Raw genomic sequence first — 25,321 nt, 5'->3', positions numbered from 1 at the left:
CGCCGGTTTGAAGAACGCCCTGGCGCAGTTGTGCGCCCCGCGAACCGGATCCCGTCATGTTACGAATCACCGAACTCAAGCTGCCGATCGACCATCCCGAAGAAGACCTGCGCCCTGCCATCCTGCAGCGCCTGGGCATCCCCAGCGATGACCTGCTCGACTTCACCTTGTTCAAGCGCAGCTACGACGCGCGGAAAAAGTCTTCCGAACTGTGCTTCATCTACACCCTCGACCTGACGGTACGCGATGAAGCCGGCCTGCTGCGCAAGTTCGCCGACGACCGTAACGTCAACGAAGCGCCGGATGTCAGCTACAAGATGGTCGGCCAGGCACCGGCAGACCTGGGCGAGCGGCCGATCGTGGTCGGTTTCGGCCCGTGCGGCATCTTCGCCGCTTTGTTGCTGGCGCAGATGGGCTTCAAGCCGATCATTCTCGAACGCGGCCCGGAAGTACGCCAGCGCACCAAGGACACCTGGGGCCTGTGGCGCAAAAGTGTGCTCAACCCCGAATCCAACGTGCAATTCGGCGAAGGCGGCGCGGGAACGTTTTCCGACGGCAAGCTCTACAGCCAGATCAAGGATCCGAAGTTCCTCGGTCGCAAAGTACTGCACGAATTCGTCAAGGCCGGTGCCCCGGAAGAAATCCTCTATGTCAGCAAGCCGCACATCGGCACCTTCCGCCTGACGGGCGTGGTGGAAACCATGCGCGAGCAGATTCGCGCCCTCGGCGGCGAAGTACGCTTCCAGCAGCGGGTCACGGATGTGCTGATCGAGGACGGCCAGTTGGTCGGTGTCGAACTGGCCAGCGGTGAGCGCATTCATTCCAGGCATGTGATCCTGGCCCTGGGCCACAGCGCCCGGGATACCTTCCGCATGCTCCACAGCCGTGGCGTGTACATGGAAGCCAAGCCATTCTCGGTGGGTTTCCGTATCGAACACCCGCAATCGCTGATCGACAGCGCACGCCTGGGCAAATACGCCGGCCACCCGAAACTCGGCGCCGCCGACTACAAACTGGTGCACCACGCCAAGAACGGCCGTTCGGTGTACAGCTTCTGCATGTGCCCGGGCGGCACCGTGGTAGCGGCGACTTCCGAGCCGAACCGCGTCGTGACCAACGGCATGAGCCAGTATTCGCGCAACGAACGCAACGCCAACTCCGGCATCGTCGTGGGTATCACCCCGGAAGTGGACTACCCGGGCGGCCCACTGGCCGGGATCGAGTTGCAAGAACGCCTGGAGTCCCACGCTTTCGTGCTCGGCGGCAGCAACTACGAAGCCCCGGCGCAACTGGTGGGGGATTTCATCGCCGGCAAACCGTCCACGGCACTGGGCAGCGTCGAGCCGTCCTACAAACCCGGGGTTGCGCTGGGCGACCTGGCGCTGGCCCTGCCGGACTTCGCCATCGAAGCCATCCGCGAGGCCCTGCCGGCCTTCGAGAAACAGATTCGCGGCTACTCGCTGCACGACGCCGTGTTGACCGGGATCGAAACCCGCACCTCATCGCCGCTGCGCATCACTCGCAACGAGTCGCTGCAGAGCCTGAACGTGAAGGGCCTGTTCCCGGCAGGTGAAGGCGCCGGCTACGCGGGCGGGATCCTGTCGGCGGGCGTGGACGGGATCCGCATTGCCGAAGCGGTGGCACGGGATATCCTCGGTCTGGAAGGCTGATCCCGTTTCAGGTGTGCACCGCCATCCCCTGTGGGAGCGAGCCCTGTGGGAGCAAGGCTTGCCCGCGATGCCTACGCCTCGGTTTATCCTGCTACCGAGGCGATATTGTCGCGGGCAAGCCTTGCTCCCACAGAGGCTCGCTCCCACAGGGATTTCCAGTGTCTGGAAGGTTTCAGATATTGGCCCGCAGCACCGTCTCCGGCAACGCCTCGCCGCGCTCCGCACTCGCCGCTACCGCGTCCATCAACCCATCCAACTCATACCCCTGGGCCTTGAGCCACGCCGGGTCGTAATACGTCGTCGCATAACGCTCGCCGCCGTCGCACAGGATCGCCACGATCGACCCCGACTCTCCGGCTTCCACCATCCGCTTCGCGGCGATCAGCGCGCCGATCAGGTTGGTGCCGCTGGACCCACCGACCCGTCGTCCCAAGTGCTGGGCCAGGTAGTGCATCGCCGCCAGCGATAAGGCATCGGGTACCTTGACCATTGCATCAATGACTTTGGGCAGGAATGACGCTTCCACCCGTGGCCGGCCGATCCCTTCGATCCGCGAGCCGCACTCCAGGCGCAGGCTGGCATCGCCGCTGCGGTAGTAGTCGAAGAACACCGAACGCTCGGCGTCGGCACACAGTACGCGGGTACCGTGCTGCCGATAACGAACATAGCGACCCAGGGTCGCGGTGGTTCCTCCGGTGCCAGGACTGGAGATCAGCCAGCTCGGCTCCGGGTGCTGCTCGAAACGCATCTGCTGGAAGATCGACTCGGCAATGTTGTTATTGGCCCGCCAGTCCGTGGCGCGTTCGGCGTAGGTGAACTGGTCGATGAAGTGCCCGTCATGCTCACGGGCAAGCCGCTCGGACTCGGCATAGATCTGCGTAGGATCGTTCACCAGATGGCTCTGGCCACCATAGAAAGCGATCTGTGCAATTTTTTCCCGGGACGTCGTCGCCGGCATGACGGCTATGAACGGCAGGCCCAGCAACCTGGCGAAATAGGCCTCGGAAATGGCCGTCGAGCCACTGGAAGCCTCAATCACCGGGGCGCCGGGCTTGAGCCAGCCATTACACAGTGCATAGAGAAACAGCGAACGAGCCAGTCGGTGCTTGAGGCTGCCGGTGGGATGGCTGGATTCATCCTTGAAGTACAACTCGATGCCCGGAAAACCCGGCAGTGGCAGCGGAATCAGATGCGTGTCGGCGCTGCGCTGGAAATCGGCTTCAATGATGCGAATCGCTTCGCGTGCCCACTGACGGTGGTCGTTCATGTGTTTTCTCGCAGGAATAGGTTCGACGCGGGGAAAGCCTGGCGGTCAGGACTGGATATGGGAAAACCAGTCATAAGCTTAGGAAAAAACCGACATCACGCACAGGTACAGCTAAGGTCCAATATGCCCTGCAACTGCCCGACCGCCACACCGGCCTTGTAACGACATATAACAAAAAAGAATATAACTTCTGTTTTAACAACTAACAGTACGGGTTAGGGTGTGGGCACTTTGATTGACGAATGGAGAGCGATCTTGCCTCTACGTAACTCCCTGACCCGTTTTTTTCAGCTGGAAGCTGCCAGCGGCCTGTTGCTGATTGCCGCCGCGGTGCTGGCCCTGATCATCAACAATTCGCCCCTATCCTGGCTGTATGGCGGCTTGCTGGATACCCCCGTGGTGGTCCAGGTCGGCGCCTTGAAAATCGCCAAGCCACTGCTGCTGTGGATCAACGATGGCCTGATGGCGATGTTCTTCCTGCTCATCGGCCTGGAGGTCAAACGGGAAGTGCTCGATGGGCAATTGTCGAAGCCTTCGCAAATTGTCCTGCCGGGGGCGGCGGCGATTGGCGGCATGGTGGTGCCTGCGCTGATCTACTGGTATCTCAACCGTGACAATCCAGCGGCCCTTTCGGGTTGGGCCATCCCCACGGCCACCGACATCGCCTTCGCCCTTGGGGTGCTGGCCTTGCTGGGCAAGCGAGTGCCGGTTTCACTCAAGCTGTTCCTGATGACCCTGGCGATCATCGACGACCTGGGTGCCATTATCATCATCGCCATTTTCTATTCCGGCGCCCTGTCGACCTTGTCGCTGATGCTGGCGGCCGGATGCATCGCCCTACTGGTGGCGATGAACCGGATGGGCGTGGTCAGGCTCGGCCCCTACCTGATCGTTGGCCTGATTCTCTGGGTCTGCGTGCTCAAGAGTGGAGTCCATGCGACCCTGGCCGGGGTCACGTTGGCGTTCTGCATTCCGTTGCGCACGAAAAACGCCGAAACCTCGCCGCTGTTGACCCTGGAGCATGCCCTGCACCCCTGGGTGGCCTACGGCATCCTGCCGCTGTTCGCCTTCGCCAATGCCGGCTTGTCCCTGAGCGGTGTCACCGTTGAGAGCTTCACCCACCACGTGCCAATGGGCATCGCGGTCGGCCTGTTGCTGGGCAAGACCGTCGGCGTATTCGGCCTGACCTGGCTGGCCGTGAAAATCGGCATCGCCAATCTGCCCAGCGGCGCCAATTGGGGTCAGATACTGGGGGTGGCGATCCTGTGCGGGATCGGTTTCACCATGAGCCTGTTCGTCGGCTCCCTGGCTTTCGAACCCGGCGCCAGCGAGTATGCCGGCATGGACCGGATGGGCATACTCACGGGGTCGATCCTCGCGGCACTGCTAGGCTACACAGTAGCAGCGGCGGCCAGTCGCAAGCCTTCCGCGTTGTCCTCCTGATACGCCCGCGCTAGAAGGGATCGCTGTATAGCGATCCCTTCTTCTTGAAGCAAACGCTATCTCCCTGTGGGAGCGAGCCTGCTCGCGGTAGCGTCGGCACATCCAGCATTTATTCAAGCTGACCCACCGCTATCGCGAGCAGGCTCGCTCCCACAGGGGAACGCGTACGCTCAAAAAAAACGGCGCTTCCTCCAATGGACGAAGCGCCGTTTTCTTGAGCAGGCGTTAAAACCAGAGAAACGCTTACCCGATCCAGCTTAGTGCGATACGCGACTCGTCCCACCCACAGTGGAAATACGAACCCGCTCACCCACGCGGAACACTTCGTTTTCCTGAACCTGTTGCACGTAGGCGCGCATGCTGCCGTCGTCTTCGCGAACGGTGATTTCCACGCCTTGGGTACGGGTCAGGCCTTCTTCAGTCGCGGAGCCGATCAGGCCGCCAGCCACGGCACCGATCACGGCAGCAACGATACTGCCACGGCCGCCACCGATGGCGCTGCCACCGACGCCGCCCACCACCGCACCGGCGGCACCGCCGATTGGGGTCTTGGTGCCTTCGATCTTGACCGGACGCAGGGATTCGATGGTCCCCATGCGAATGGTCTGCACGCGACGCGCTTCGTCACGGGAGTAAGAGTCACCGGTCAGGCTCGACTGACAGCCAGTGAGCAACATCGCCATCGTGGAAAAGGAAGCAACCAGCAAAACAGACTTACGCATAGCATCAAACTCCAAAAGACAGGGAACTATTAAACTCCGCAGCTTGACGCCTGTCACGGCTTGGCCGGGATAAAATTGTTTTCATTCAGGTGGGATACAGACACACCCGAAAAATTCACCCAACAGTAGCGTCAATTTCCGAAACCTGCGTCATCAGACCAAGGATTTTGCATGGATTATTTCATCATCGTCGCGACCACCGTCGCCGGTCTGTACTTCCACTGGTGGTTGTACGTGCGGATCAAACGCTGGATGGACCGCGATCTGGCGCTGTCATTGGCGGGGCAGGATGAGCAGAAGAAAACCTACATGCTGCAACAGCTAGCCCGCTCCCGAGAACAAGGGATCAAGCGACGGGACCTGCCGCAATGGCTTCAAGCCGCTGCGACAGGTTATGCCGTTGCTAAGGCGCCAGACGCTCGCGAGTCCAGTCCGTCCCTTGCAGACGGTAATTGAGGCGGTCATGCAGGCGGCTCGGGCGCCCCTGCCAGAATTCGATGCGCTCGGGCAGTAAGCGATAACCTCCCCAATGTTCCGGACAGTGGGGCTGGCTATCACTGAAGCGTTGTTCGGTGGCCTTGAGCAAATCTTCCAGCTCGCCACGACCGGCAATTACCCGGCTCTGGGGCGAGGCCCAGGCGCCGAGACGACTGCCCAGGGGGCGAACCTGGTAATAGGCGTCGGACTCTTGCGCCGTGACCTTCACCACCTTGCCCTCGATGCGCACCTGACGCTCCAGGGTCGGCCAGAAGAACGTCATGGCAGCGAACGGATTCGCGGCCAGTTGCTGGCCCTTGGCGCTGTCGTAGTTGGTGAAGAACGTGAAGCCCTGGGTATCCAACCCCTTGAGCAACAGGATCCGGCAGTGCGGACGGCCATCGGCGTCCACCGTGGCCAGGGTCATGGCGTTGGCCTCCACCGGGGCCTGTTCGGTTTTCACCGCTTCGGCGAACCATTGGTGGAACAGCGCAAAGGGCTCGGCCGGGGCTTGCGTCTCGGTCAGGCCATCGCGGGTGTAGTCGCGGCGCATATCAGCCAGCGTTTGGGTCATGGCGCACTCCTTGTGGTTCACCTATCACTGCTTGGGAGTATCGGCGGCCGCGACTTTCTTGGCATCGGTGGCGGCCTTGGCCGGCTGAGGTTTCTTCGCCGGGGTGGCCTTCTTGGCCGGGGCTTTCTTCGCTGGAGCCTTGGTGGCGGCTTTCTTGGCCGGCGCCTTTTTAGTGGCCGGGGCCGTGGCTTTCTGGGTCGCAGGCGCCGGGACAGCTGGCTTCACGTCCTGGGCGGCCACCAGCGTGACCGGTGCCGGGGCTGGCATATTGTATTTGCCGAGCAGCGCGACCAGGGTGTTCTGTGGCGTCACCAGCAATTCCACACGACGGTTCAAGGCGCGACCTTCAACGCTGTCATTGGCCGCACGTGGCTCTACGGAGCCCATGCCTCGCAGCATCAGGCGATCACGTTGCAAACCACTGAGACGGAAAATCGCCGCCACGGACTGGGCACGCTCCTGGCTGAGCTTCAGGTTCGCCGGCGCGGCACCCAAGGTGTCGGCGTGGCCCAGAATCAGCACGGCGGATTTCGGGTCGGCTTCCAGGACTTTCGCCACGCGAGTGAACGGGCCAAGGGTCACCGGCAGCAGCATGGCCGGACGATCCGGGTTGAAGGAACTGTCCACTGGCGCCGTGACCACCAGCACGTTGTCGCGGCGCTCCAGCTGGAGTTTGCTACCCTCGATGGCGGTGCGCAGCTTTGGCTCGTAGTCGTCGAGCCAGGCCTGGGTGACTTTCGGATCGGGCAACGGTGCCGCCTTGGTGGCTTCCTGTTCCTTGCCGCCGAACGGCCACCACCATTTCCCACCACTTTGCGTTTCGGCCTTGGCTACAGGCGTCGGGGCCTTCGGTGCAGGCTTGGCTTCAGCCTTGACCGGGTCTTTTGGCGCCGCATTGTTGGCTGCGTCATCGGAAGAAAACGGCCACCACCAGTGGCTGGCGCTCTCGGCCTTGGCCTGCGGCGCAACGGCCGCCGGCTTCAGAGGAGCCGCAGGCGCCGCCTCTTTGACCGCAGCCTGGTCGGAAGAGCCGAACGGCCACCAGCCACTGCCGCCCTCGGCATCATTTTGTGGAGTTTGCGCGCAACCGGTGATCGCGAAGCACAGCGCCAGAGCGAGGGATTTATTCGATAACATTGGATATCCACAAAATGATGTAAATGAAAAATACAGGACCCTGTCCGGGCACATAAACAGACGCTTTGAAACCGAAAAGGACACCAGGTTCCGATGCGCGCCCCTTCAGGAACGTTTTACAGACAAGTGGCAAGCACCCGCGCCAGATTCTGCGCGCGCGGATCCATCAACACGTAAGGCCCCAGCGTGTTCGTCACGAAGCCGAACGCCACGTCATGCTCCGGATCGGCAAACCCGATGGAGCCACCTGCCCCCGGATGACCGAATGCCCGCGGGCCCAGGCCATAGGTGGCATTCGCTACATCCGGCTGGTCCAACATGCAGCCCAGGCCGAAACGGGTCCGGGTCAGCAACGTCTTGTCCTCGCCGAAGCTGTGCTGGCGGGTCAGTTCATCGAGCATTTCACCTTCCAGCAGGCTGCCATCCAGCAGACCGGCGTAGAACCCGGCGATGCTGCGGGCATTGCCGTGGCCGTTGGCGGCCGGTTGCTGCATGCGTCGCCACTCGGGCTTGTTGGTGCTGGTCAGGACGGATGGCGGATTGGTGAAGGCCCGGGTGGTCATGGCGGTGGGTTCGCGCATCGTCACCTGGAGCAGACGTTGCGCTGCCGCATCGCCAACGTTGCCTTTGCCGCGAGCGATATGAGCCACGCGATGGAACTCCTGGTCCGCGAGGCCGACGTGGAAATCCAGGCCCAACGGTCTGGCAACCCGTGCCACGATGGACTCTCCGGGCCCTCGATCATCGGCTCTGCGCAGCAGCTCACCGACCAGCCAGCCGTAGGTGATCGCGGCATAACCATGGCCATCCCCCGGTGTCCACCAAGGCGTTTCGGCAGCCAGGGCGTCGACCATCGTGCTCCAGTCATACAAGGCTTCGGGCGCCAGCAATGCACGCAACGCCGGCAATCCAGCCTGATGGCAGAGCAATTGGCGCAGGGTAATGGATTGCTTGCCGGCCGCGGCAAATTCGGGCCAGTACCGGGCAACCGGGACGTCCAGTTGCAACTTGCCCTCGGCCACCAGCTGCAGAGCAGTGACCGCGGTGAAGGTCTTGGTGCAGGAAAACAGATTGGCGATGGTATCGCTGTGCCAGGCCTCATGGCCGTCCTTGTCAGCCGTACCGGCCCACAGATCGATCACCGTCCGGCCGCCGACCTGGATGCACAGCGCCGCGCCGCGCTCCTGGGGATCATCGAACAGCGCTGCGAAGGCTTCGCGTACCGCCTCGAACTGAAGTTCATAATGGCCTTGAATCTGCACCCGCAACTCCTTTGAAACAAAGACTTTCTCAAGTGGCCGCATTGTTTCAGCCATTGGTGGTTTTGGAAACCGTCACGGGACGGCTGGCCAACCACAAAATCACGGTCTCCTAGGAAATCTCCCGCCGAAACGGCGGCAACGCATTGAGAATCGCCTTACCGTAGCGCTGAGTTACCAGGCGACGGTCGAGCAAGGTGATGGTGCCGCGGTCTTCTTCGGTACGCAGCAAACGGCCACAGGCCTGGACCAGTTTCAGCGAGGCATCCGGCACGGAGATCTCCATGAACGGGTTGCCGCCGCGGGCTTCGATCCATTCGGCCAATGCCGCTTCCACCGGGTCATCCGGGACCGAGAACGGGATCTTGGCGATCACCACGTGCTCGCAATAGGCACCGGGCAGGTCCACCCCTTCGGCAAAGCTCGCCAGGCCGAACAGTACGCTGGAATCCCCGCCATCGACCCGCGCCTTGTGCTTGTTCAGGGTCTCCTGCTTCGACAGGTTGCCCTGGATGAACACCTGCTTGCGCCAGTCACGGTCGAGACCGTCGAACACGTCCTGCATCTGTTTGCGCGAAGAAAACAGCACCAGGGTGCCCCGCGCCCCCTCCACCAGTTCCGGCAGGTCACGGATGATCGCGGCGGTGTGCGCGGCGGCATCCCGTGGATCGGCCTTCAGGTCCGGTACCCGCAACACACCGGCGTCGGCGTGATGGAACGGGCTCGGAACCACGGCGGTCACGGCGGTTTTCGGCAGGCCGGCGCGCATGCGGAAGCGATCGAACGTGCCAAGCGCAGTCAGCGTGGCGGACGTCACCAAGGCCCCGTAGGCCACGTTCCACAGATTGCGACGCAACATGTCCGCCGCCAGGATCGGGCTGGCATTGACCTCGATATCGAACAGCGAACCGCTTTCGGCCAGGGTCAGCCAGCGCGCCATCGGCGGATTGTCCTCCGGGTCCTCAGTAGTGAAGGCCGTCCACAGCTCCCAGTTGCCCTGGGAACGGGACAACAGGCTGCCGAACAGCGGGTACCATTCCTCGGCCTGGTTGCTGGCGATGCCGATATTGACCTCGCCATCCATCCCTTCCTTGAGCAGGTCGGTCAGGCGCGTGAACAGGTCGGTGAGGCGGGCAAAGCCCTTCTTCAGCTCGATGCCCATTTCGCGCATGTGCTCGGGGACGACGCCGCCGACGAAACGATGGCGTGGCCGCTCGCGGCCCTCGACATCCTCGCCCGGCTTGAAGTCGGCCACCTGTTCGCAGGCGGTGAACATGAACTGCTGGTTCGTCTTGATCTCCCGCGCCAGCTCGGGGACTTGCTCGATGAACTTGCCCAGGTCGCCCGGCAGCGGATGCTGGGCCAACAGCTTGGTGAGGTTCTTGGCGGTGGTTTCCAGCCAGTCGGCGGTGGAACGCAAGCGGGTGTAATGGGCGAAGTGACCGATGGCCTTGTCCGGCAAGTGGTGACCTTCGTCGAATACGTAGATTGTATCGCGCGGGTCCGGCAGCACCGCGCCACCGCCCAGGGCCAGGTCCGCCAGTACCATGTCGTGGTTGGTGACGATGACGTCGACCTTGCCCATGCCTTCGCGGGCCTTGTAGAAGGCACACTGGCCAAAGTTCGGGCAATGACGGTTGGTGCACTGACTGTGGTCGGTGGTCAGGCGAGCCCAGTCGGCATCTTCCAGGGTAGTGGGCCAGCTGTCGCGGTCGCCGTCCCACTTATTGCCGGCCAGTTTCTCGATCATGCTGGTAAACAGCTTCTGACTGGCCTCATCGACTTCGATCTTGAAGCCTTCTTCTTCGAACAGCTGGGCCGTGGCCGTCTGCGCCTGGCCTTCTTGCAGCAACATGTCGAGCTTGGACAGGCACATGTAGCGCCCGCGCCCCTTGGCCAGTGCAAAGCTGAAGTTCAACCCGCTGTTGCGCATCAGGTCAGGCAAGTCCTTGAAGACGATCTGCTCCTGCAGGGCGATGGTGGCCGTGGCGATGACCAGGCGCTTGCCGGCGGCCTTGGCCGTGGGGATCGCCGCCAGGCTGTAGGCGACAGTCTTGCCGGTACCGGTACCGGCCTCCACCGCCACGACGGCAGGATCGCCACCGCGCCGGCCTTCGTCATCAGTGGCGATGTCACCCAGGACTTTCGTCACTTCGGCGATCATCAGGCGCTGGCCATAACGCGGCTTGAGGCTCTTGGCTTCGAGAAAACGCGAATAGGCGCCCTGGATCGTGGTTTTGAGTTCGGTGCTGATCATGAATGTCGGGCGCTAAAAACGCTGGATAAATTTTCAGTGGTTCGGATCGGCGGCTATCATACCCCGCTAATGAATCCTGCGCAGAACGGAGTAACTCAATGACACCCTTTGCCTTCATCTACACCCTGCATTTACTGGCGGCCCTGGTCTGGGTCGGCGGCATGTTCTTCGCCTGGATGATCCTGCGCCCCGCCGCAATGACGGCGCTTGAGGGCCCTGCCCGGCTGAAACTGTGGGTAGAAGTATTTCAACGTTTTTTCATCTGGGTCTGGGTGGCTGTGGTGCTTTTGCCGATCAGCGGTGTAGGCCTGATCCACGTACGCTTCGCCGGTTTCGAAGCGGCACCGCGTTACGTACAGATCATGATGGGGCTGTATGTGGTGATGACGGCACTGTTCATCCGCATCCAGGGCTTGCAGTTGCCGGCATTGCGCAGCGCCGTGGCGGCGCAGGACTGGCCGGCCGCTGCGTCTGTGCTGGGAAAAATCCGCAAACTGGTGGGAATCAACCTGCTGATCGGATTGCTGGTGGTCGCGATTGCCGCGGCCCGACCAATGTTCTGAAATTCGAACAGCCCCCTGTGGGAGCGAGCCTGCTCGCGATAGCGTCCGGTCAGTCAGCCCTGATGTGACGGATAGATTGCTATCGCGAGCAGGCTCGCTCCCACAGGGTTCCCTCCAGACTTAGAACCGTTGTACGGTCACCGTCCCCGCTGCTCCGGCAGGACCCGGCTGGCCGGCGGTTCCCGGGCGGCCACTTTTACCGCCGTCGGCGGTGTAGACGAAACAACCCTTGGCCTTGCCGCCGGCGCCAGGCTTGCCACCGGGACCCGGCGCACCGCCGGCGCCGCCATCGACCACAACCTTGATCCGCTCAGCCGGGTAATCCCGGGGCAGTTCGAGGCGCACCAGCGCACCGGTCGCCCCCGGCTGGCCATCACTGCCATTGCTGCCATCGGCACCGCGTCCGGCCGAACCCCAGGTGCAACCCGGGGCCTGCCCGTTGGCACCGTCAAGGCCCACGTAGCCTGGCGCACCCGTGCCGCCACGAGCATCCACCGACAGCACTGGTGCATTCAACGCATTGAAACGCAGGTTGAGATCGCGCCCCGGCCGTGCAGCCTTGGTATAGGAGCCCCGCGCGCCGCGGGAAGTGATCTGGCTGCCATCAGCCAGTTCAGCCTGGGTCACGCTCATTGCCAGCGGCTGTTGCGCAGGCACGATGGCGATCCGCGCTTCGCGCCCAAGGTGCAATTGGCCAATGGACAATTGAGTGACGTTCGACGGCACCAGCAACGTGCCGTAGTCGGCCACCTCCAGCCGCTCCAGGGTCAAGGTGCTGGCGGTATTGGGCAGACGCATCAACGAGTGGGTTTCTACCTGGACCACTTGAGCACACGCCCATGGGCACACGAATGCAGCGAGCAGACACAATTTACGCATGGGAGGCCTCTGCGGCAGTCGGGAGGGTTTGCAGATGAAAGATGCCGAACAGCAGCACTCTGAGGCGTTCACGACCGGGCGAGGGCAAGCCACGAAAACTGGCCCGAAACCACAGCAGCTCAAGCAAGTGGACCGCCAGCAACAGCACCCCGGCAAGATTGACCAACACATGCAGCGGATGGACGAACGGCACGACCAGATTGACCAGCACCACCAGCCAGAACAGCAGGGTCAACAAGCGCCCCAGCCCCCAAAACACCTTCATACGCCCCCCAGGTGAACATTATTCTTTGCACGCACAGTAACGGCTTGCGCGCTGGTTAAGCCAGAGGGCGGAGCAAATTTAATCCATGTGACAAGGGCGCAGGCATTGGCTGGAAAACCTGTCGTGGCGAGGGAACCCTCACCACGACAGACTCACCACCACAGGGGGTCAGCGGTTTATCTTGATTTCAGTGCGACGGTTCATGGCGCGTCCATCGGCGGTGTTGTTGTCGGCCACCGGCTGACTCTCACCGGCACCGGCAACCGAGACGAAACTGGCGCGAGGCACGCCGCTTTCGACCAGGTACTGCACCACTGAGTTGGCCCGTTTCTCCGACAGTCGCTGGTTGTAGGCATTGCTGCCAACACTGTCGGTATGACCGGTTACCCGCAGCTGGGCAGTGGACGACTCCTGTTTCAGGCGGGTGGCAACGCCACTCAGCACCTCTTTGTCGGCCGCCGTCAACGTGGACTTGTTGAATTCGAAATGCACATCGCGAACCACGATGGTTTCCTCTTTGACGACAACCGGCTCCTCGGCCATCGGCGCTGGAGCGGGCGGCGGGCAACCATCTGCGTCGACCTGCACGCCTTTCGGTGTGCCCGGGCACTTGTCGCGGCTGTCCGGCACACCGTCGCCGTCTTCATCACCGTCTCCGTGCACCCAGCAATAGGCCGCCGCCATGGTGCCGAGAAACAGCGCGCCGCCGCCGGCCCAGGAGGTGCTTTCAGTGGCGCCCAGTCCCGCGCCAACCACGCCGCCGACGGCCGCACAGGTCGGCCAGTCGGTTTTTTGCAAACCTGCGCAACCAGTCAACACACCGGTTAGCAGAACCAGGGGTAACGCTGTCCGAACTATGCTCATCGGGTTTCTCCTTGAGGGATCGGCTTTGCACCGATTCTGGGGAGTAAAGACCCGAGTTCGGATCTGCGCCAGCACCGCGCTATCGCGGATTTTGTCCAGTATTTGCGGCCGTTCGGCACGTTTTGATGCAAACCGCTCTAGGCCACGTTGTCCAGGCAGGCTATCGTGGCGGTTCTGATCGAGGAATTTCAATGACCGTTGCCATTTCATCGCGCACACCCCAGCAAGCACTGGCCGCCGTGCTTGACCGTTATGCCCCGCGAAAACTGCTGTTGGTCGGCGCCAGCAGCTTTCCCGCCCTCGAGGCGTTCCAGCAGGCGCATCCCGACACCGAAGTGGTCCAGGTTGCTCCCGGCCCGCTGCCGGTGGAGGTGGCCGGACAGCGCTTCGACCTGGCCCTGGCACTCGATTGCCTGGAACACGTGCCCAAGCGCGACGGTCTGAACCTGCTGGGCGGCATTCGTAATCTCAACGCCAGCCGTATCGCCGTGTTGGCTGACCTCGATGCCTGTGGCTGGCAGGAAACGGACTTCTTTTCCCTGGCCCTGCAAGCCAGTGAGCGGTTCCAGCGCGAGGAACAGGTGCTGACCCTGTTTACCTACGATCTGCTTGAATACAAACAAGTCCCCGATTGGCTCAATTCACGTTTTTGGGCCAACCCCGAAAACTTCGGAAAATATTGGTGGTAGCCGTGAACACAAGCTTGAACGCAACCATTTGTCCCTGTGGCAGTGGCAACCCGTTGAACGCCTGCTGCGGCCATTATCACGACGGCCACCCGGCCCCCTGCGCCGAAGCCCTGATGCGTTCGCGCTACAGTGCCTATGTGCTGGGGCTGGTGGATTACCTGGTGAGCACCACCCTGCCCGCCCAGCAGGAGGGCCTCGATCGCCTCTCCATCAGTGAGTGGAGCAGCAAAAGCACGTGGCTGGGGCTGGAGGTGGAAAGCAGCGAGGTGTTCGGTGGGCAGCCGGAGCATGCCTTTGTCACCTTCACCGCGCGTTGGCACGACGGCCAGGGGGAACACGCCCATCGCGAACAGTCGTCATTCGTGCAGAACGAGGGGCGCTGGTATTTCATCGACCCGACCGTACCGGTCAAGACCGGGCGCAACGACAGTTGCCCGTGCGGCAGCGGGCACAAGTTCAAGAAGTGCTGCGCAGGCTACTTCGCTCGCTGATTTCGGAAATGTCCGACGCTTGCCCCTGTATCAGCGGGCTAGACTGGAAGCAGAGGCGCGGACAATGACCCATCCATTACACACGCTACGCATCACCTGCCTGCTGCTGTTCATCGGGCTTGGCGGCTGTGCGTCCTGGCTAACCGACGAGGCATCCGAGCCGCAGGTACATCTGGTCAAGGTCGAGGTGGTGCGGGCCCGGCTGCTGGAACAGCGGTTCATACTGCATTTGCGGGTCGATAACCCCGGCGACAGCGACCTGACCGTGCGCGGTCTGACCTACCGGATCCATCTGGGCGACCTGCTGCTGACCGAAGGTGAGCATGAGCACTGGCTCACCGTCCCTCCCGGGCAAAGCGGCGACTTCAAGATACCGATCCGCACCAATCTGTGGCCGCAGGTGCGGGAAGTGGTGAAACTGCTCGAAAAACCCCGCCAACAGATCCCCTATCGTCTGGAAGGTGAGCTGGAAACCGGATTATTCATCGCCCACTACGTGCACCTGAAACGCAATGGCGTGATAATCGCCGCCGATTTTATTGCGGAGTAACCCCGATGACCCAACAACCCCACGTTCACGGTCCTGATTGCAACCACGATCACGACCATCACCACGATCATGACCACGGCCACGTCCACGGTCCGAACTGCGGCCATGCCCACCAGGAGCCGGTGCGCAATGCCTTGAAGGATGTCGGCCGCAACGACCCTTGCCCCTGCGGCAATGGCAAGAAATTCAAGAAGTGCCACGGCGCTTGATGGCCGCGGCGGAGCCTGTCTTCGCCGATTGAATCGTCATCGCGAGCAGGCTCGCTCCCACAGGATGACCTGCGGTATTCAGTGTGGGAGCGGGCTTGCTCGCGAATAGGCCATTACATTCAACACCCATGTTGGCCGGCAAACCGCTTTCGCGAGCAAGCCCGCTCCCACATGATCAGCCCGCCTCCAGAATCCGCTTCACGCTGACCACCGTCGCATACTCGCCGTGCAGGTTGCCCAGGGACATGGCGTGTACCTCCTCGGCCGAACGGGGCCTGCCGAAATAATCGGCCTTGTCAAAGGTAAAACAGGCGTCCTCGGCCACCCAGGTATCGAAACCCAGGTTGCCTGCCGTACGCGCCGTGGACTCCACCGAGTTGTTCGTCGCCACGCCAACGATCACCACTTGTCCGATCCCCGCCCGGCGCAAGTCAGCCTCCAGGTGAGTGGCACAGAATGCGTCCGGCACGTCCTTGTGGATCAGCCACTCCCCTTCCTGCGGTTCGAACCGTTCCTGGACCTCCACCCCCTGTTGACCAGGCCAGAACACCGATTCCGGCGAACGGGACAGATGGTGGACATGGATCACCATCCGCGCCGAATCTCGCCAGAAGACCAGCAGTTCGAGCATGCGCAACTCTGCCTCGGGGTTGTTGCGAGAACCGAGCCTGGGATGCAGGATGCCTTTTTGTTGATCGATGAGGATCAACGCTGCGTTGTTCTCTAGCTCCATTTCCAACTCCATTCCGATTTTTTCGCTTGCCCGGTCATTGAATTTTCCACACTGGAGCATCACCTCTGCCTACAGGCAAGCCTTCGGGTAAAAGAAGACGACCTCCTGCCATCGATTGCTGTCCATTCATCACGCTGTCTCATCTGGAGCCCTCCATGATCGACCTGTATTACTGGACCACCCCCAACGGCCATAAGATCTCGCTGTTCCTCGAAGAGGTCGGCCTGCCTTACAAGGTACATCCGGTCAACATCGGCCAGGGCGAGCAATTCAAACCGGATTTCCTGAAGATCGCCCCCAACAACCGCATCCCGGCCATCGTCGACCATGAGCCCGCCGACGGTGGCGAGCCGATCTCGCTGTTCGAGTCGGGCGCGATCCTGCTGTACCTGGCGGAAAAAACCGGCCGTTTCATTCCACAGGACCTGCGCGGACGACAGGAGGTCCTGCAATGGCTGTTCTGGCAGATGGGCGGCCTGGGGCCGATGGCCGGGCAGAACCATCACTTCAGCCGATTCGCTCCGGAAAAGATTCCCTACGCGATCAAGCGCTACGTCGACGAAACCGCTCGCCTGTATGGCGTGCTGGATCGACGCCTGGCGGACCGTGATTTCGTGGCGGGCAGCGAATACAGCATCGCCGACATGGCGATCTACCCCTGGACGGTTTCCCATCAATGGCAAAGCCAGCGCCTGGAAGACTTCCCGAACCTGCAGCGCTGGTTCAATCGCATCAAGGAGCGCCCGGCCACGGTAAGGGCCTATGCGCTGGTGGATAAGATCAATCCACCGAAATCCTGAACAACCTGAGGCGAGAAGGATTTATCGGTGGCAAGGGATTCATCTGTGGCGAGGGGATTTATCCCCGCTGGGCTGCGAAGCGGCCCCCTTTTTCACTCACTTCGATTTTGTGTTGACTGAGCTACTTTTGGGGCCGCTTCGCAGCCCAGCGGGGATAAATCCCCTCGCCACAGATAAATCCCCTCGCCACCGATGAATCCCTTGCCACAGATAAATCCCCTTGCCACAGAAAACCAGGCGTACCGTCGAGCATGGAGTTTCATCCAAATCCACAAATAACCCCCGCCCCCGCTTGCGCGGGCCCCTCCTGCTCACTAACGTAGCGCCTTTATTTGCCGCCCCCTCCCGCAGGAGCTTTGTCATGGCCTCGCCAGCCTCTAATTTTTTCTTCCCCCGGCTCGGCATTGCCGCCGCCGTGGCCGGTGTGCTCGGTTTGAGCGGCTGCCAGGCCTGGAATACCCAGGACACTGTGCCACCGACTTCCGGCGTGCAACCACTCAAGGGACTGGCGCAGAACGTCTCGGTTCGGCGCAATGCCATGGGCATGCCGCTGATCGAGAGCAACAGCTTCCATGATGCGCTGTTCGCCCTCGGCTATGTCCACGCCAGCGACCGCATTACCCAGATGGTGACCATGCGCCTGCTGGCCCAGGGTCGGCTGGCGGAGATGTCCGGTGCCGAACGGCTGGACGTCGACCGCTACATGCGTGCGATCAATCTGAAGAAGAGTGCCGACGAGCTGTACAAGGCTTCGTCGCCGCGACTCAAGCGCTTCTTCGAAGTCTACGCCCGTGGCGTCAACGCCTACCTGTTCCGCTACCGCGACAAACTGCCGCCGGACCTGGCCGCCACCGGTTACAAGCCCGAATACTGGAAACCGGAAGATTCGGCGCTGATGTTCTGCCTGCTGAACTTCAGCCAATCGGCCAACCTGCCGGAAGAAATCGCCGCCCTGGTCATGGCCCAGACAGTCAACCAGGACAAGCTGGCCTGGCTGAACCCGTCCTACCCGGACGAACCCCTGCCCCAGGGCGAAGCCGACAAGCTCCAGGGTGTCCGGCTCAACGGCCAGATTCCGGGCCTGAACGACATCAACAACGCCAGCCGCCAGCTGGCCGAACTGAACCTGTTGGGTGCCACGTCTTCGAATAGCTGGGCCATGGCCCCGCAACGCAGCCGCAACGGCAAGAGCCTGCTGGCGAGTGACAGCCATGGACCGCTGGGCGTGCCGTCGTTGTGGAGCGTGGTGCAGATCCGCGCGCCTAAGTATCAGGCGGCCGGGGTTTCCGTGGCTGGCATCCCTCTGATTCTGGCGGGCTACAACGGTGACGTGGCCTGGAGCATGACCAGCGTCCAAGGGGACAACCAGGACCTGTTCCTGGAAAAAATCCGACGTCAGGGCAATGGTTTGTCCTACGAGGTCAACGGCAAATGGCAGCCGGCGATGCTGCGCAACGAGACCTACTTCGTCAAAGGTCAGCGGTCGATTCGTGAAGCCGTGTACGAAACCCGCCATGGCCCACTGCTCAACAGCGTTCAGAGCCTGGCCACGGCCAATGGCTTTGGCCTGGCCTTGCAGACGCCGAGCCTCACCGACGACAAGACCCTGGACGCATTCTTCGACCTGTCCCGGGCACAGAGCGCCGAGAAAGCCTCCGACGCCAGCCGTGAAATCCGGGCCATGGCGGTGAACCTGGTGTTTGCCGACGCCAACCACATCGGCTGGCAGGTCACCGGGCGCTATCCGAACCGCCGTGAAGGCGAAGGCCTGTTGCCGTCGCCGGGCTGGGACGGTCGCTACGACTGGGAAGGCTACGCCGACCCGATGGCGCATCCTTACGATCAGGATCCGAGCCAGGGCTGGCTGGGCAACGCCAACCAGCGGGTCATTCCCCATGGCTACGGCATGCAGCTGTCCAACTCCTGGGCCGCACCGGAACGTGGCGAGCGCCTGGCCGAACTGGCCGGCGCCAGCAAGCACGACATCCGCAGCCTGACTGCCATGCAATACGACCAGACCACGACGTTCGCCGCCAAACTCAAGAAAGTCTTTGAGGCTCCGGGCATGGCCCAGCCCCTCAAACAGGCCATCGAAACCCTGCCAGTGGCTGACCGGGCCAAGGCCCGCGAAGCCTATACCCGCCTGATGGCGTTCGATGGCCGACTCAACCCGACCTCTGCCGACGCGGCCATCTATGAACTGTTCCTGCAAGAAAGCATGAAGCAGATTTTCCTCGACGAACTGGGCCCGGAAAGCAGCCCGGCGTGGAAAGCGCTGGTTGCCAACGGCCAACTGTCCTATTCGGCCCAGGCCGATCACTTGCTGGGCCGCGAAGACAGCCCGTTCTGGGATGACCTGCGTACGCCGCAGAAAGAAGACAAGGCCGTTATCCTCGCCCGCAGCTTGGCGGCGACCATCAGTGCCGGTGATAGCCAATTGGGTGGCGACCACAAGGCCTGGCAGTGGGGCAAATTGCACAGCTACGCCTGGAAGAACGGCAGCGGCCAGGTCGTACGCGGTCCGCTATCGGCCGGCGGCGATGCCACCACGCTCAACGTCGCGGCATTCGCCTGGGGCCAGGACTTCAACGCCACCCAAGCGCCGGACATGCGCTTCATCGTCGATTTCGGCCAGCCCGAACCGTTGATGGTCCAGGGCGGCGCGGGTCAGTCGGGCAACCCGGCCAGCCCCAACTACCTCAATGGCATCGATCCGTGGATCAAGGGGCAGTACCAGAACCTGCCGCTGCAACCGCAGAACTTTGATCGGGGGTATGGCAAGACTCGGCTGACCCTGGTGCCGGGTAAGTAGTTTCCCTCTGTGGCGAGGGGATTTATCCCCGCTGGGCTGCGAAGCGGCCCTAGAACCAGACAACTCGGTGTGTCAGGCAAATTGAGTTGCTACTTTGGGGCTGCTTCGCAGCCCAGCGGGGCGGTGCGACGTTTCGCTAAATCCCCTCGCCACATTTGTCTATCTTGTCTCCTGATCTTGTCGTACCCAAACCCGATAGAACTTCTCTTCCCGCCATCGCCTCTACCTGACAAGCCCATCGCCCCGGTGATTGCATGGATCTTGTCATTGCCCGCCCCGAAGGTCTGTACTGCCCGCCCGGGGATTTCTACATCGACCCCTGGCGTCCGGTTGAGCGCTCGGTCATCACCCATGCCCACGGTGACCATGCCCGCGGCGGCAATCAACACTACCTGGCAGCCGCTCCCGGTGAAGGTATTTTGCGGTCGCGACTGGGCCAGGACATTCATTTGCAGACCCTGCCCTACGGCGAGCGCCTGCAACATCACGGCGTAACCTTGAGTTTTCATCCCGCCGGCCACGTACTGGGATCGGCCCAGGTGCGGTTGGAACATGAAGGCGAGGTCTGGGTGGCATCCGGGGATTACAAGGTCGAACCCGACGGCACCTGCACGCCGTTCGAACCGGTGAGATGTCATACGTTCATCACCGAATCCACGTTCGGCCTGCCCATCTATCGCTGGCAACCTCAGGCGCAGATATTCGACGAGATCAATCAGTGGTGGCGCGCAAACATCGCCGTCAACCGGGCCAGCGTGCTGTTCTGCTATTCCTTCGGCAAGGCCCAGCGGATTCTCCATGGCATCGACGCCAGCCTGGGCCCGATCCTCGCTCACGGGGCGGTGGAGCCGTTGAACCGGGTCTACCGCGACGCCGGGGTTCATTTGCCACCGACGATTTATGCCGGTGACGTCAAGAAAAATGACCCGATCATGGGCCAGGCCCTGGTCATCGCCCCGCCATCGGCCGGTGGCAGCACCTGGATGCGCCGTTTCGGCGATTACAGCGATGCCTTCGCCAGCGGCTGGATGCGCCTGCGGGGCACTCGACGGCGGCGTGGCGTGGATCGGGGCTTCGTGCTCTCCGATCACGCCGACTGGCCCGGCCTGCTCTGGGCCATTGAGCAGACCGGCGCCGAGCGGGTCATGGTCACGCACGGGTCGGTGGGGGTGCTGGTGCGACATTTGTGCGAACTCGGCCTCGACGCCCAGGGTTTCAGCACCGAATACGGCGACGACGAAGAAGACGTCATCGCCACCACGGACGAGGACGCATCGTGAAAGCCTTCGCCGAGCTCTACGCCGACCTGGACGCCACCACCTCCAGCAATGCCAAGCTGGCCGCGATGCAACGCTACTTCACCCAGGCGCCGCCCCAGGACGCAGCGTGGGCCGTGTACTTTCTGTCCGGTGGCCGTCCCCGGCAACTGGTACCGGTGAAAATCCTCCGGGACCTGGCCGTACAGGTCTCCGGCTTGTCACCCTGGCTGTTCGAAGAAAGCTATCAGGCCGTGGGCGACCTGGCCGAAACCATTTCCCTGGTGTTGCCGGAGTCTCCCCACACCTCTGCCGAAGGCCTGGCGCTGTGGATAGAAGAGAAACTGCTGCCGCTACGGGGCGAAACACCGGAGGTATTGGCGCAGCAGCTGCCCACTTTGTGGGCACAGCTCGACCGTTCGAGCCTTATGCTCTGCATCAAGCTCATCACTGGCAGTTTCCGGGTCGGGGTGTCCAAACTGCTGGTGACCCGGGCGCTCGCCGGGATGGCCGGGCTGGACAGTAAGCGGGTCGCCCAGCGCCTGGTGGGTTATACCGACCTGTCCCATCGCCCGACGGCCGAGGGTTACCTCAAGCTGATCGCCGCCGAATCCGAAGATGAACATGCCCAACGCGGCGGCCAGCCGTACCCGTTTTTCCTGGCCCATGCCTTGTCCGCTCCGGTAGATCAGTTCGAGGCGCTGCTAGGGCCGGCCAGCGATTGGCAGGTGGAATGGAAGTGGGACGGCATCCGCTCCCAGGTGATCAAGCGCGACGGGCATCTGTGGGTCTGGTCCCGAGGCGAAGAGTTGGTGACCGAGCGCTTCCCTGAATTGCATTCCCTGGCATCGGTGCTGCCCGACGGCACGGTAATCGACGGCGAAATCGTGGTCTGGAAAACCTCACAACCGGTGACCGCGGATGCCTTCGATGCGGACGCGCCACTGCAACCGGCCGTACAACCGTTCGCCCTGTTGCAACAGCGCATCGGTCGCAAGACCCTGAGCAAGAAAGTCCTCGAAGACGCGCCGGTGGTGGTGATGGCCTACGACCTGCTGGAATGGCAAGGAGCGGATTGGCGCAGCCGTCCCCAGGCCGAGCGCCGTGAGCAATTGGAGGCATTGATTGCGGACGCCCAAAGCCCGGTACTACTGCCGTCGCCGATCGTCTCCGGCCAGGACTGGCTCGACCTCGCCCGCCAGCGCGAAGCGTCCCGTAGCCTCGGCGTCGAGGGCATGATGCTCAAGGCGCGCAACGCGCTGTATGGCGTCGGCCGGACCAAGGACATGGGCGTGTGGTGGAAATGGAAAATCGACCCGTTCAGCGTCGACGCCGTGTTGATCTACGCCCAACGCGGTCACGGTCGGCGCGCCAGCCTGTACAGCGACTACACGTTCGCCGTCTGGGACAACCCGCCGGGCAGCCGCGAGCGCAGTCTGGTGCCGTTCGCCAAGGCTTATTCGGGGCTGACCGATGAAGAAATGCGCCAGGTCGACAGCATCGTGCGCAAGACCACCGTGGAGAAGTTCGGCCCGGTCAGCAGCGTCACGCCCACCCTGGTCTTCGAGTTGGGCTTCGAGGGCATCGCCTTGTCCAAGCGCCACAAGAGCGGAATCGCGGTGCGGTTTCCGAGGATGTTACGCTGGCGCCAGGACAAGACCGTTGACGAGGCCGATACCCTGGCAACGCTTCAGGATCTGCTGAAGTAACCTCTCTGTAACTGCACTATCACTCTCTGTGGCTGCACTATCAATTGTGGCGAGGGGATTTATCGAAACGTCGCACCGCCCCGCTGGGCTGCGAAGCAGCCCCAAAAAACTTCAGCCACTGTGGTGTGTCAGACAGCGCCAAGGGGCCGCTTCGCGACCCAGCGGGGATAAATCCCCTCGCCACAGAACATGCACCTTGCCGGCCCTACAGAGCACCATCCCGGTGCGCCTTTTGTTGTACGATCTCCTCCGCGCACCAACGCGCTTCACGTCTGCCGCAGAAACTTTTAAAACGCTTGTTCGGCACTCTGGTTCGGAAATTGCTACCTTTATGCCGTCTTACCGTTCTTATCTTCACCGGTAACAAAAACTTATGCGCCACAAGCGCTCATCATGGTTTTAGGGACTCGATAATGAAAAAAGCACTGCTGACCCTTTCTGCACTGGCATTGTGCATGGCCACCGGCGCCGCCACGGCCAAGGAATACAAGGAACTGCGTTTTGGTGTCGACCCATCCTATGCCCCATTTGAATCCAAGGCCGCCGATGGCAGCCTGGTAGGTTTCGATATCGACCTGGGCAACGCGATCTGCGCCGAATTGAAGGTCAAATGCAAATGGGTCGAAAGCGATTTCGACGGCATGATCCCCGGCCTCAAGGCCAAGAAATTCGACGGTGTGATCTCGTCCATGACCGTGACCCCTGCGCGGGAAAAAGTCATCGACTTCTCCAGCGAACTGTTCTCTGGCCCAACGGCTTATGTATTCAAGAAGGGCTCGGGCCTGAGCGCAGATGTCGCCTCGCTCAAAGGCAAGACCGTCGGTTATGAGCAAGGCACCATTCAGGAAGCCTACGCCAAGGCCGTGCTGGACAAGGCCGGCGTCAAGACCCAAGCCTATGCCAACCAGGACCAGGTCTATGCCGACCTGACCTCCGGTCGCCTTGATGCGGCGATCCAGGACATGCTGCAAGCCGAGCTGGGCTTCATGAAAACGCCAAAGGGTGCCGACTATGAAGTCAGCAAACCGGTGGATAGCGAACTGTTGCCTTCCAAGACCGCCATCGGTATCAACAAAGGTAACAAAGAGCTGAAGGCACTTTTGGATAAAGGTATCAAAGCGTTACACGACGACGGCACGTACGTCGAAATCCAGAAAAAACACTTTGGCGATCTGAATCTGTACAGCGGCAAATAATGCGCGGCGCCCATCCGATCACGGATGGGCGCTTTTTGACTGCCAAAGGCCTCCTTTCATGCTCGAACAACTCCTACAAAATCTGGGGCTCTCCGCCTTCAGCCTGAAGGGCTTTGGCCCACTGCTGATGCAAGGCACCTGGATGACCATCAAACTGGCGGCCCTGTCGCTATTGTTGAGCGTCTTGCTCGGCCTGCTGGGTGCCAGCGCCAAGCTGTCCCCGGTCAAACTGCTGCGAATCCCGGCCCAGCTCTACACCACGCTGATTCGCGGCGTGCCGGACCTGGTGCTGATGCTGTTGATTTTCTACAGCCTGCAAACCTGGCTGACCTCTTTTACCGACTTCATGGAATGGGAATACATCGAGATCGACCCATTCGGCGCAGGGGTGATTACCCTGGGCTTCATCTATGGCGCGTACTTCACCGAGACCTTTCGCGGCGCGATCCTCGCGGTGCCAAGAGGCCAGGTCGAAGCCGCCACCGCGTATGGCCTCAAGCGTGGCCAGCGCTTCCGCTTCGTGGTGTTTCCGCAAATGATGCGCTTTGCCCTGCCGGGTATCGGCAACAACTGGATGGTGATGCTCAAGGCCACGGCGCTGGTGTCGATCATCGGCCTGGCCGATCTGGTCAAGGCGGCCCAGGATGCGGGCAAGAGCACCTATCAACTGTTTTACTTCCTGGTACTGGCGGCGCTGATCTACCTGTTGATTACCAGCGCCTCCAACTTCATCCTGCGCAGGCTTGAACGCCGCTACGCCGCCGGAGCACGGGAGGCGGTGCGATGATCGAGCTTCTGCAAGAGTACTGGCGACCGTTCCTCTACAGCGACGGCATCAACGTCACGGGCCTGGCGATGACCCTGTGGCTGCTCAGCGCTTCGCTGCTGATCGGCTTCCTGGTCTCGATCCCGCTGTCCATCGCCCGGGTTTCGCCCAAGCGCTCCGTGCGCTGGCCGGTGCAGTTCTACACGTACCTGTTCCGCGGCACGCCGCTCTATATCCAGCTGCTGATCTGCTACACCGGTATCTACAGCATCGAGGCGGTGCGCGCCCAACCCCTGCTCGACAGCTTCTTTCGCGATGCGATGAACTGCACGATCCTGGCCTTCGCCCTGAACACCTGCGCCTACACCACGGAGATCTTTGCCGGGGCGATCCGCAGCATGAACCACGGCGAAGTCGAAGCGGCCAAGGCCTATGGCCTGACCGGCTGGAAGCTGTATGCCTATGTGATCATGCCTTCGGCGCTGCGGCGTTCGCTGCCCTACTACAGCAACGAAGTGATCCTGATGCTGCACTCGACGACCGTGGCATTCACCGCTACCGTTCCAGACGTGCTGAAAGTGGCCCGGGATGCCAACTCGGCCACCTTCCTGACCTTCCAGTCGTTCGGGATCGCCGCGTTGATCTACCTGACCGTCACCTTCGCACTGGTAGGCCTCTTCCGCCTCGCCGAGCGCCGCTGGCTGGCCTTTCTCGGGCCGACTCATTAGTCCAG

General features: G+C 61.8%; 25 protein-coding genes. 15 read left to right on the top strand and 10 right to left on the bottom strand.

Going from position 1 to position 25,321, the window contains the following annotated elements; translation table 11 throughout:
* Positions 1–56 precede the first annotated feature (56 nt).
* On the top strand, positions 57–1,670 hold the full coding sequence (locus LOY35_RS06550) for an NAD(P)/FAD-dependent oxidoreductase (RefSeq protein ID WP_258631548.1): 1,614 nt from the start codon (positions 57–59) through the stop codon (positions 1,668–1,670).
* Positions 1,671–1,842: 172 nt separating this feature from the next.
* Here LOY35_RS06550 and LOY35_RS06545 read toward each other — a convergent pair whose 3' ends face one another.
* The gene (locus LOY35_RS06545; RefSeq protein WP_258631546.1) at positions 1,843–2,937 is read right to left on the bottom strand and encodes a PLP-dependent cysteine synthase family protein; all 1,095 of its coding nucleotides are present in this window, start codon (positions 2,935–2,937) and stop codon (positions 1,843–1,845) included.
* Between the two features lie 255 nt (positions 2,938–3,192).
* Between LOY35_RS06545 and nhaA the strand changes: the two genes are divergently transcribed.
* Entirely contained in the window at positions 3,193–4,380 is a 1,188-nt protein-coding gene (nhaA, locus tag LOY35_RS06540; protein WP_258631543.1) for a Na+/H+ antiporter NhaA, read from the top strand.
* Positions 4,381–4,637: 257 nt separating this feature from the next.
* On the opposite strand, the gene LOY35_RS06535 is transcribed toward nhaA, so the two are convergent.
* Positions 4,638–5,102, bottom strand: a complete 465-nt coding sequence (locus LOY35_RS06535) for a glycine zipper 2TM domain-containing protein (protein WP_024776354.1) — start codon at positions 5,100–5,102, stop codon at positions 4,638–4,640.
* A gap of 171 nt (positions 5,103–5,273) precedes the next feature.
* On the opposite strand from LOY35_RS06535, the gene LOY35_RS06530 reads away from it, so the two are divergent.
* Entirely contained in the window at positions 5,274–5,558 is a 285-nt protein-coding gene (locus LOY35_RS06530) for a hypothetical protein (RefSeq protein WP_258631541.1), read from the top strand.
* Here LOY35_RS06530 and pdxH read toward each other — a convergent pair.
* The 4 genes from pdxH to dinG form a co-directional block, all read right to left on the bottom strand.
* Positions 5,506–6,153 (bottom strand): pyridoxamine 5'-phosphate oxidase, encoded by a 648-nt coding sequence (gene pdxH / locus LOY35_RS06525; RefSeq protein ID WP_258631539.1) that lies wholly within the window; start codon positions 6,151–6,153, stop codon positions 5,506–5,508. The genes LOY35_RS06530 and pdxH overlap by 53 nt on opposite strands.
* A 24-nt stretch (positions 6,154–6,177) precedes the next feature.
* Entirely contained in the window at positions 6,178–7,290 is a 1,113-nt protein-coding gene (locus tag LOY35_RS06520) for an OmpA family protein (protein ID WP_258631538.1), read from the bottom strand.
* A gap of 116 nt (positions 7,291–7,406) precedes the next feature.
* On the bottom strand, positions 7,407–8,552 hold the full coding sequence (locus LOY35_RS06515; RefSeq protein ID WP_258631536.1) for a serine hydrolase domain-containing protein: 1,146 nt from the start codon (positions 8,550–8,552) through the stop codon (positions 7,407–7,409).
* A 109-nt stretch (positions 8,553–8,661) separates the two neighbouring features.
* Entirely contained in the window at positions 8,662–10,806 is a 2,145-nt protein-coding gene (dinG, locus tag LOY35_RS06510; protein WP_258631535.1) for an ATP-dependent DNA helicase DinG, read from the bottom strand.
* A gap of 98 nt (positions 10,807–10,904) precedes the next feature.
* Between dinG and LOY35_RS06505 the strand changes: the two genes are divergently transcribed.
* The gene (locus LOY35_RS06505) at positions 10,905–11,369 is read left to right on the top strand and encodes a CopD family protein (protein ID WP_258631534.1); all 465 of its coding nucleotides are present in this window, start codon (positions 10,905–10,907) and stop codon (positions 11,367–11,369) included.
* A gap of 120 nt (positions 11,370–11,489) precedes the next feature.
* On the opposite strand, the gene LOY35_RS06500 is transcribed toward LOY35_RS06505, so the two are convergent.
* The 3 genes from LOY35_RS06500 to LOY35_RS06490 form a co-directional block, all read right to left on the bottom strand.
* On the bottom strand, positions 11,490–12,248 hold the full coding sequence (locus LOY35_RS06500) for a collagen-like protein (RefSeq protein ID WP_258631531.1): 759 nt from the start codon (positions 12,246–12,248) through the stop codon (positions 11,490–11,492).
* Positions 12,241–12,513: a DUF1145 domain-containing protein gene (locus LOY35_RS06495; protein WP_258631528.1), complete on the bottom strand. Its 273-nt coding sequence runs from the start codon at positions 12,511–12,513 to the stop codon at positions 12,241–12,243. The genes LOY35_RS06500 and LOY35_RS06495 overlap by 8 nt, the downstream gene beginning before the upstream one ends.
* A 168-nt stretch (positions 12,514–12,681) precedes the next feature.
* Positions 12,682–13,377 (bottom strand): OmpA family protein, encoded by a 696-nt coding sequence (locus LOY35_RS06490; RefSeq protein WP_258631526.1) that lies wholly within the window; start codon positions 13,375–13,377, stop codon positions 12,682–12,684.
* A gap of 191 nt (positions 13,378–13,568) precedes the next feature.
* On the opposite strand from LOY35_RS06490, the gene LOY35_RS06485 reads away from it, so the two are divergent.
* The 4 genes from LOY35_RS06485 (at position 13,569) to LOY35_RS06470 (ending at position 15,316) form a co-directional block, all read left to right on the top strand.
* Positions 13,569–14,066, top strand: coding sequence for a DUF6231 family protein (locus LOY35_RS06485; protein ID WP_258631523.1), 498 nt, complete (start codon positions 13,569–13,571; stop codon positions 14,064–14,066).
* A 14-nt stretch (positions 14,067–14,080) separates the two neighbouring features.
* Positions 14,081–14,557: a YchJ family protein gene (locus LOY35_RS06480; RefSeq protein WP_144928775.1), complete on the top strand. Its 477-nt coding sequence runs from the start codon at positions 14,081–14,083 to the stop codon at positions 14,555–14,557.
* A gap of 64 nt (positions 14,558–14,621) precedes the next feature.
* Positions 14,622–15,107, top strand: a complete 486-nt coding sequence (locus LOY35_RS06475; protein WP_258631520.1) for an LEA type 2 family protein — start codon at positions 14,622–14,624, stop codon at positions 15,105–15,107.
* A gap of 5 nt (positions 15,108–15,112) precedes the next feature.
* Positions 15,113–15,316, top strand: a complete 204-nt coding sequence (locus tag LOY35_RS06470; protein ID WP_003198420.1) for an SEC-C metal-binding domain-containing protein — start codon at positions 15,113–15,115, stop codon at positions 15,314–15,316.
* A gap of 175 nt (positions 15,317–15,491) precedes the next feature.
* Here LOY35_RS06470 and LOY35_RS06465 read toward each other — a convergent pair whose 3' ends face one another.
* A complete protein-coding gene (locus tag LOY35_RS06465; RefSeq protein ID WP_258631516.1) occupies positions 15,492–16,049 on the bottom strand; it encodes a cysteine hydrolase family protein in 558 nt (185 codons plus the stop codon).
* 155 nt (positions 16,050–16,204) lie between these two features.
* On the opposite strand from LOY35_RS06465, the gene LOY35_RS06460 reads away from it, so the two are divergent.
* The 7 genes from LOY35_RS06460 to LOY35_RS06430 all read left to right on the top strand — a co-directional run bounded on the left by LOY35_RS06460 (position 16,205) and on the right by LOY35_RS06430 (position 25,316).
* Positions 16,205–16,849: a glutathione binding-like protein gene (locus LOY35_RS06460; protein WP_258631513.1), complete on the top strand. Its 645-nt coding sequence runs from the start codon at positions 16,205–16,207 to the stop codon at positions 16,847–16,849.
* A 361-nt stretch (positions 16,850–17,210) separates the two neighbouring features.
* Positions 17,211–19,661, top strand: a complete 2,451-nt coding sequence (locus tag LOY35_RS06455) for a penicillin acylase family protein (RefSeq protein ID WP_258631512.1) — start codon at positions 17,211–17,213, stop codon at positions 19,659–19,661.
* 254 nt (positions 19,662–19,915) lie between these two features.
* Positions 19,916–20,941: a ligase-associated DNA damage response exonuclease gene (locus LOY35_RS06450; RefSeq protein WP_258631510.1), complete on the top strand. Its 1,026-nt coding sequence runs from the start codon at positions 19,916–19,918 to the stop codon at positions 20,939–20,941.
* Positions 20,938–22,626 (top strand): ATP-dependent DNA ligase, encoded by a 1,689-nt coding sequence (locus LOY35_RS06445; protein WP_258631509.1) that lies wholly within the window; start codon positions 20,938–20,940, stop codon positions 22,624–22,626. Before LOY35_RS06450 ends, LOY35_RS06445 begins: the two co-directional genes overlap by 4 nt.
* A 413-nt stretch (positions 22,627–23,039) precedes the next feature.
* The gene (locus LOY35_RS06440) at positions 23,040–23,822 is read left to right on the top strand and encodes a transporter substrate-binding domain-containing protein (RefSeq protein ID WP_258631508.1); all 783 of its coding nucleotides are present in this window, start codon (positions 23,040–23,042) and stop codon (positions 23,820–23,822) included.
* A 58-nt stretch (positions 23,823–23,880) separates the two neighbouring features.
* Positions 23,881–24,609, top strand: a complete 729-nt coding sequence (locus LOY35_RS06435; RefSeq protein WP_258631507.1) for an ABC transporter permease — start codon at positions 23,881–23,883, stop codon at positions 24,607–24,609.
* A complete protein-coding gene (locus tag LOY35_RS06430) occupies positions 24,606–25,316 on the top strand; it encodes an ABC transporter permease (protein WP_258631506.1) in 711 nt (236 codons plus the stop codon). The genes LOY35_RS06435 and LOY35_RS06430 overlap by 4 nt, the downstream gene beginning before the upstream one ends.
* Positions 25,317–25,321 lie beyond the last annotated feature (5 nt).

Origin of the sequence: Pseudomonas sp. B21-028, from assembly GCF_024749045.1 — a bacterium.
Classification (GTDB): Bacteria; Pseudomonadota; Gammaproteobacteria; order Pseudomonadales; family Pseudomonadaceae; genus Aquipseudomonas.
The sequence above is the reverse complement of the archived record's forward strand: the minus strand, read 5'-3'. Positions and strand labels throughout refer to the sequence as shown.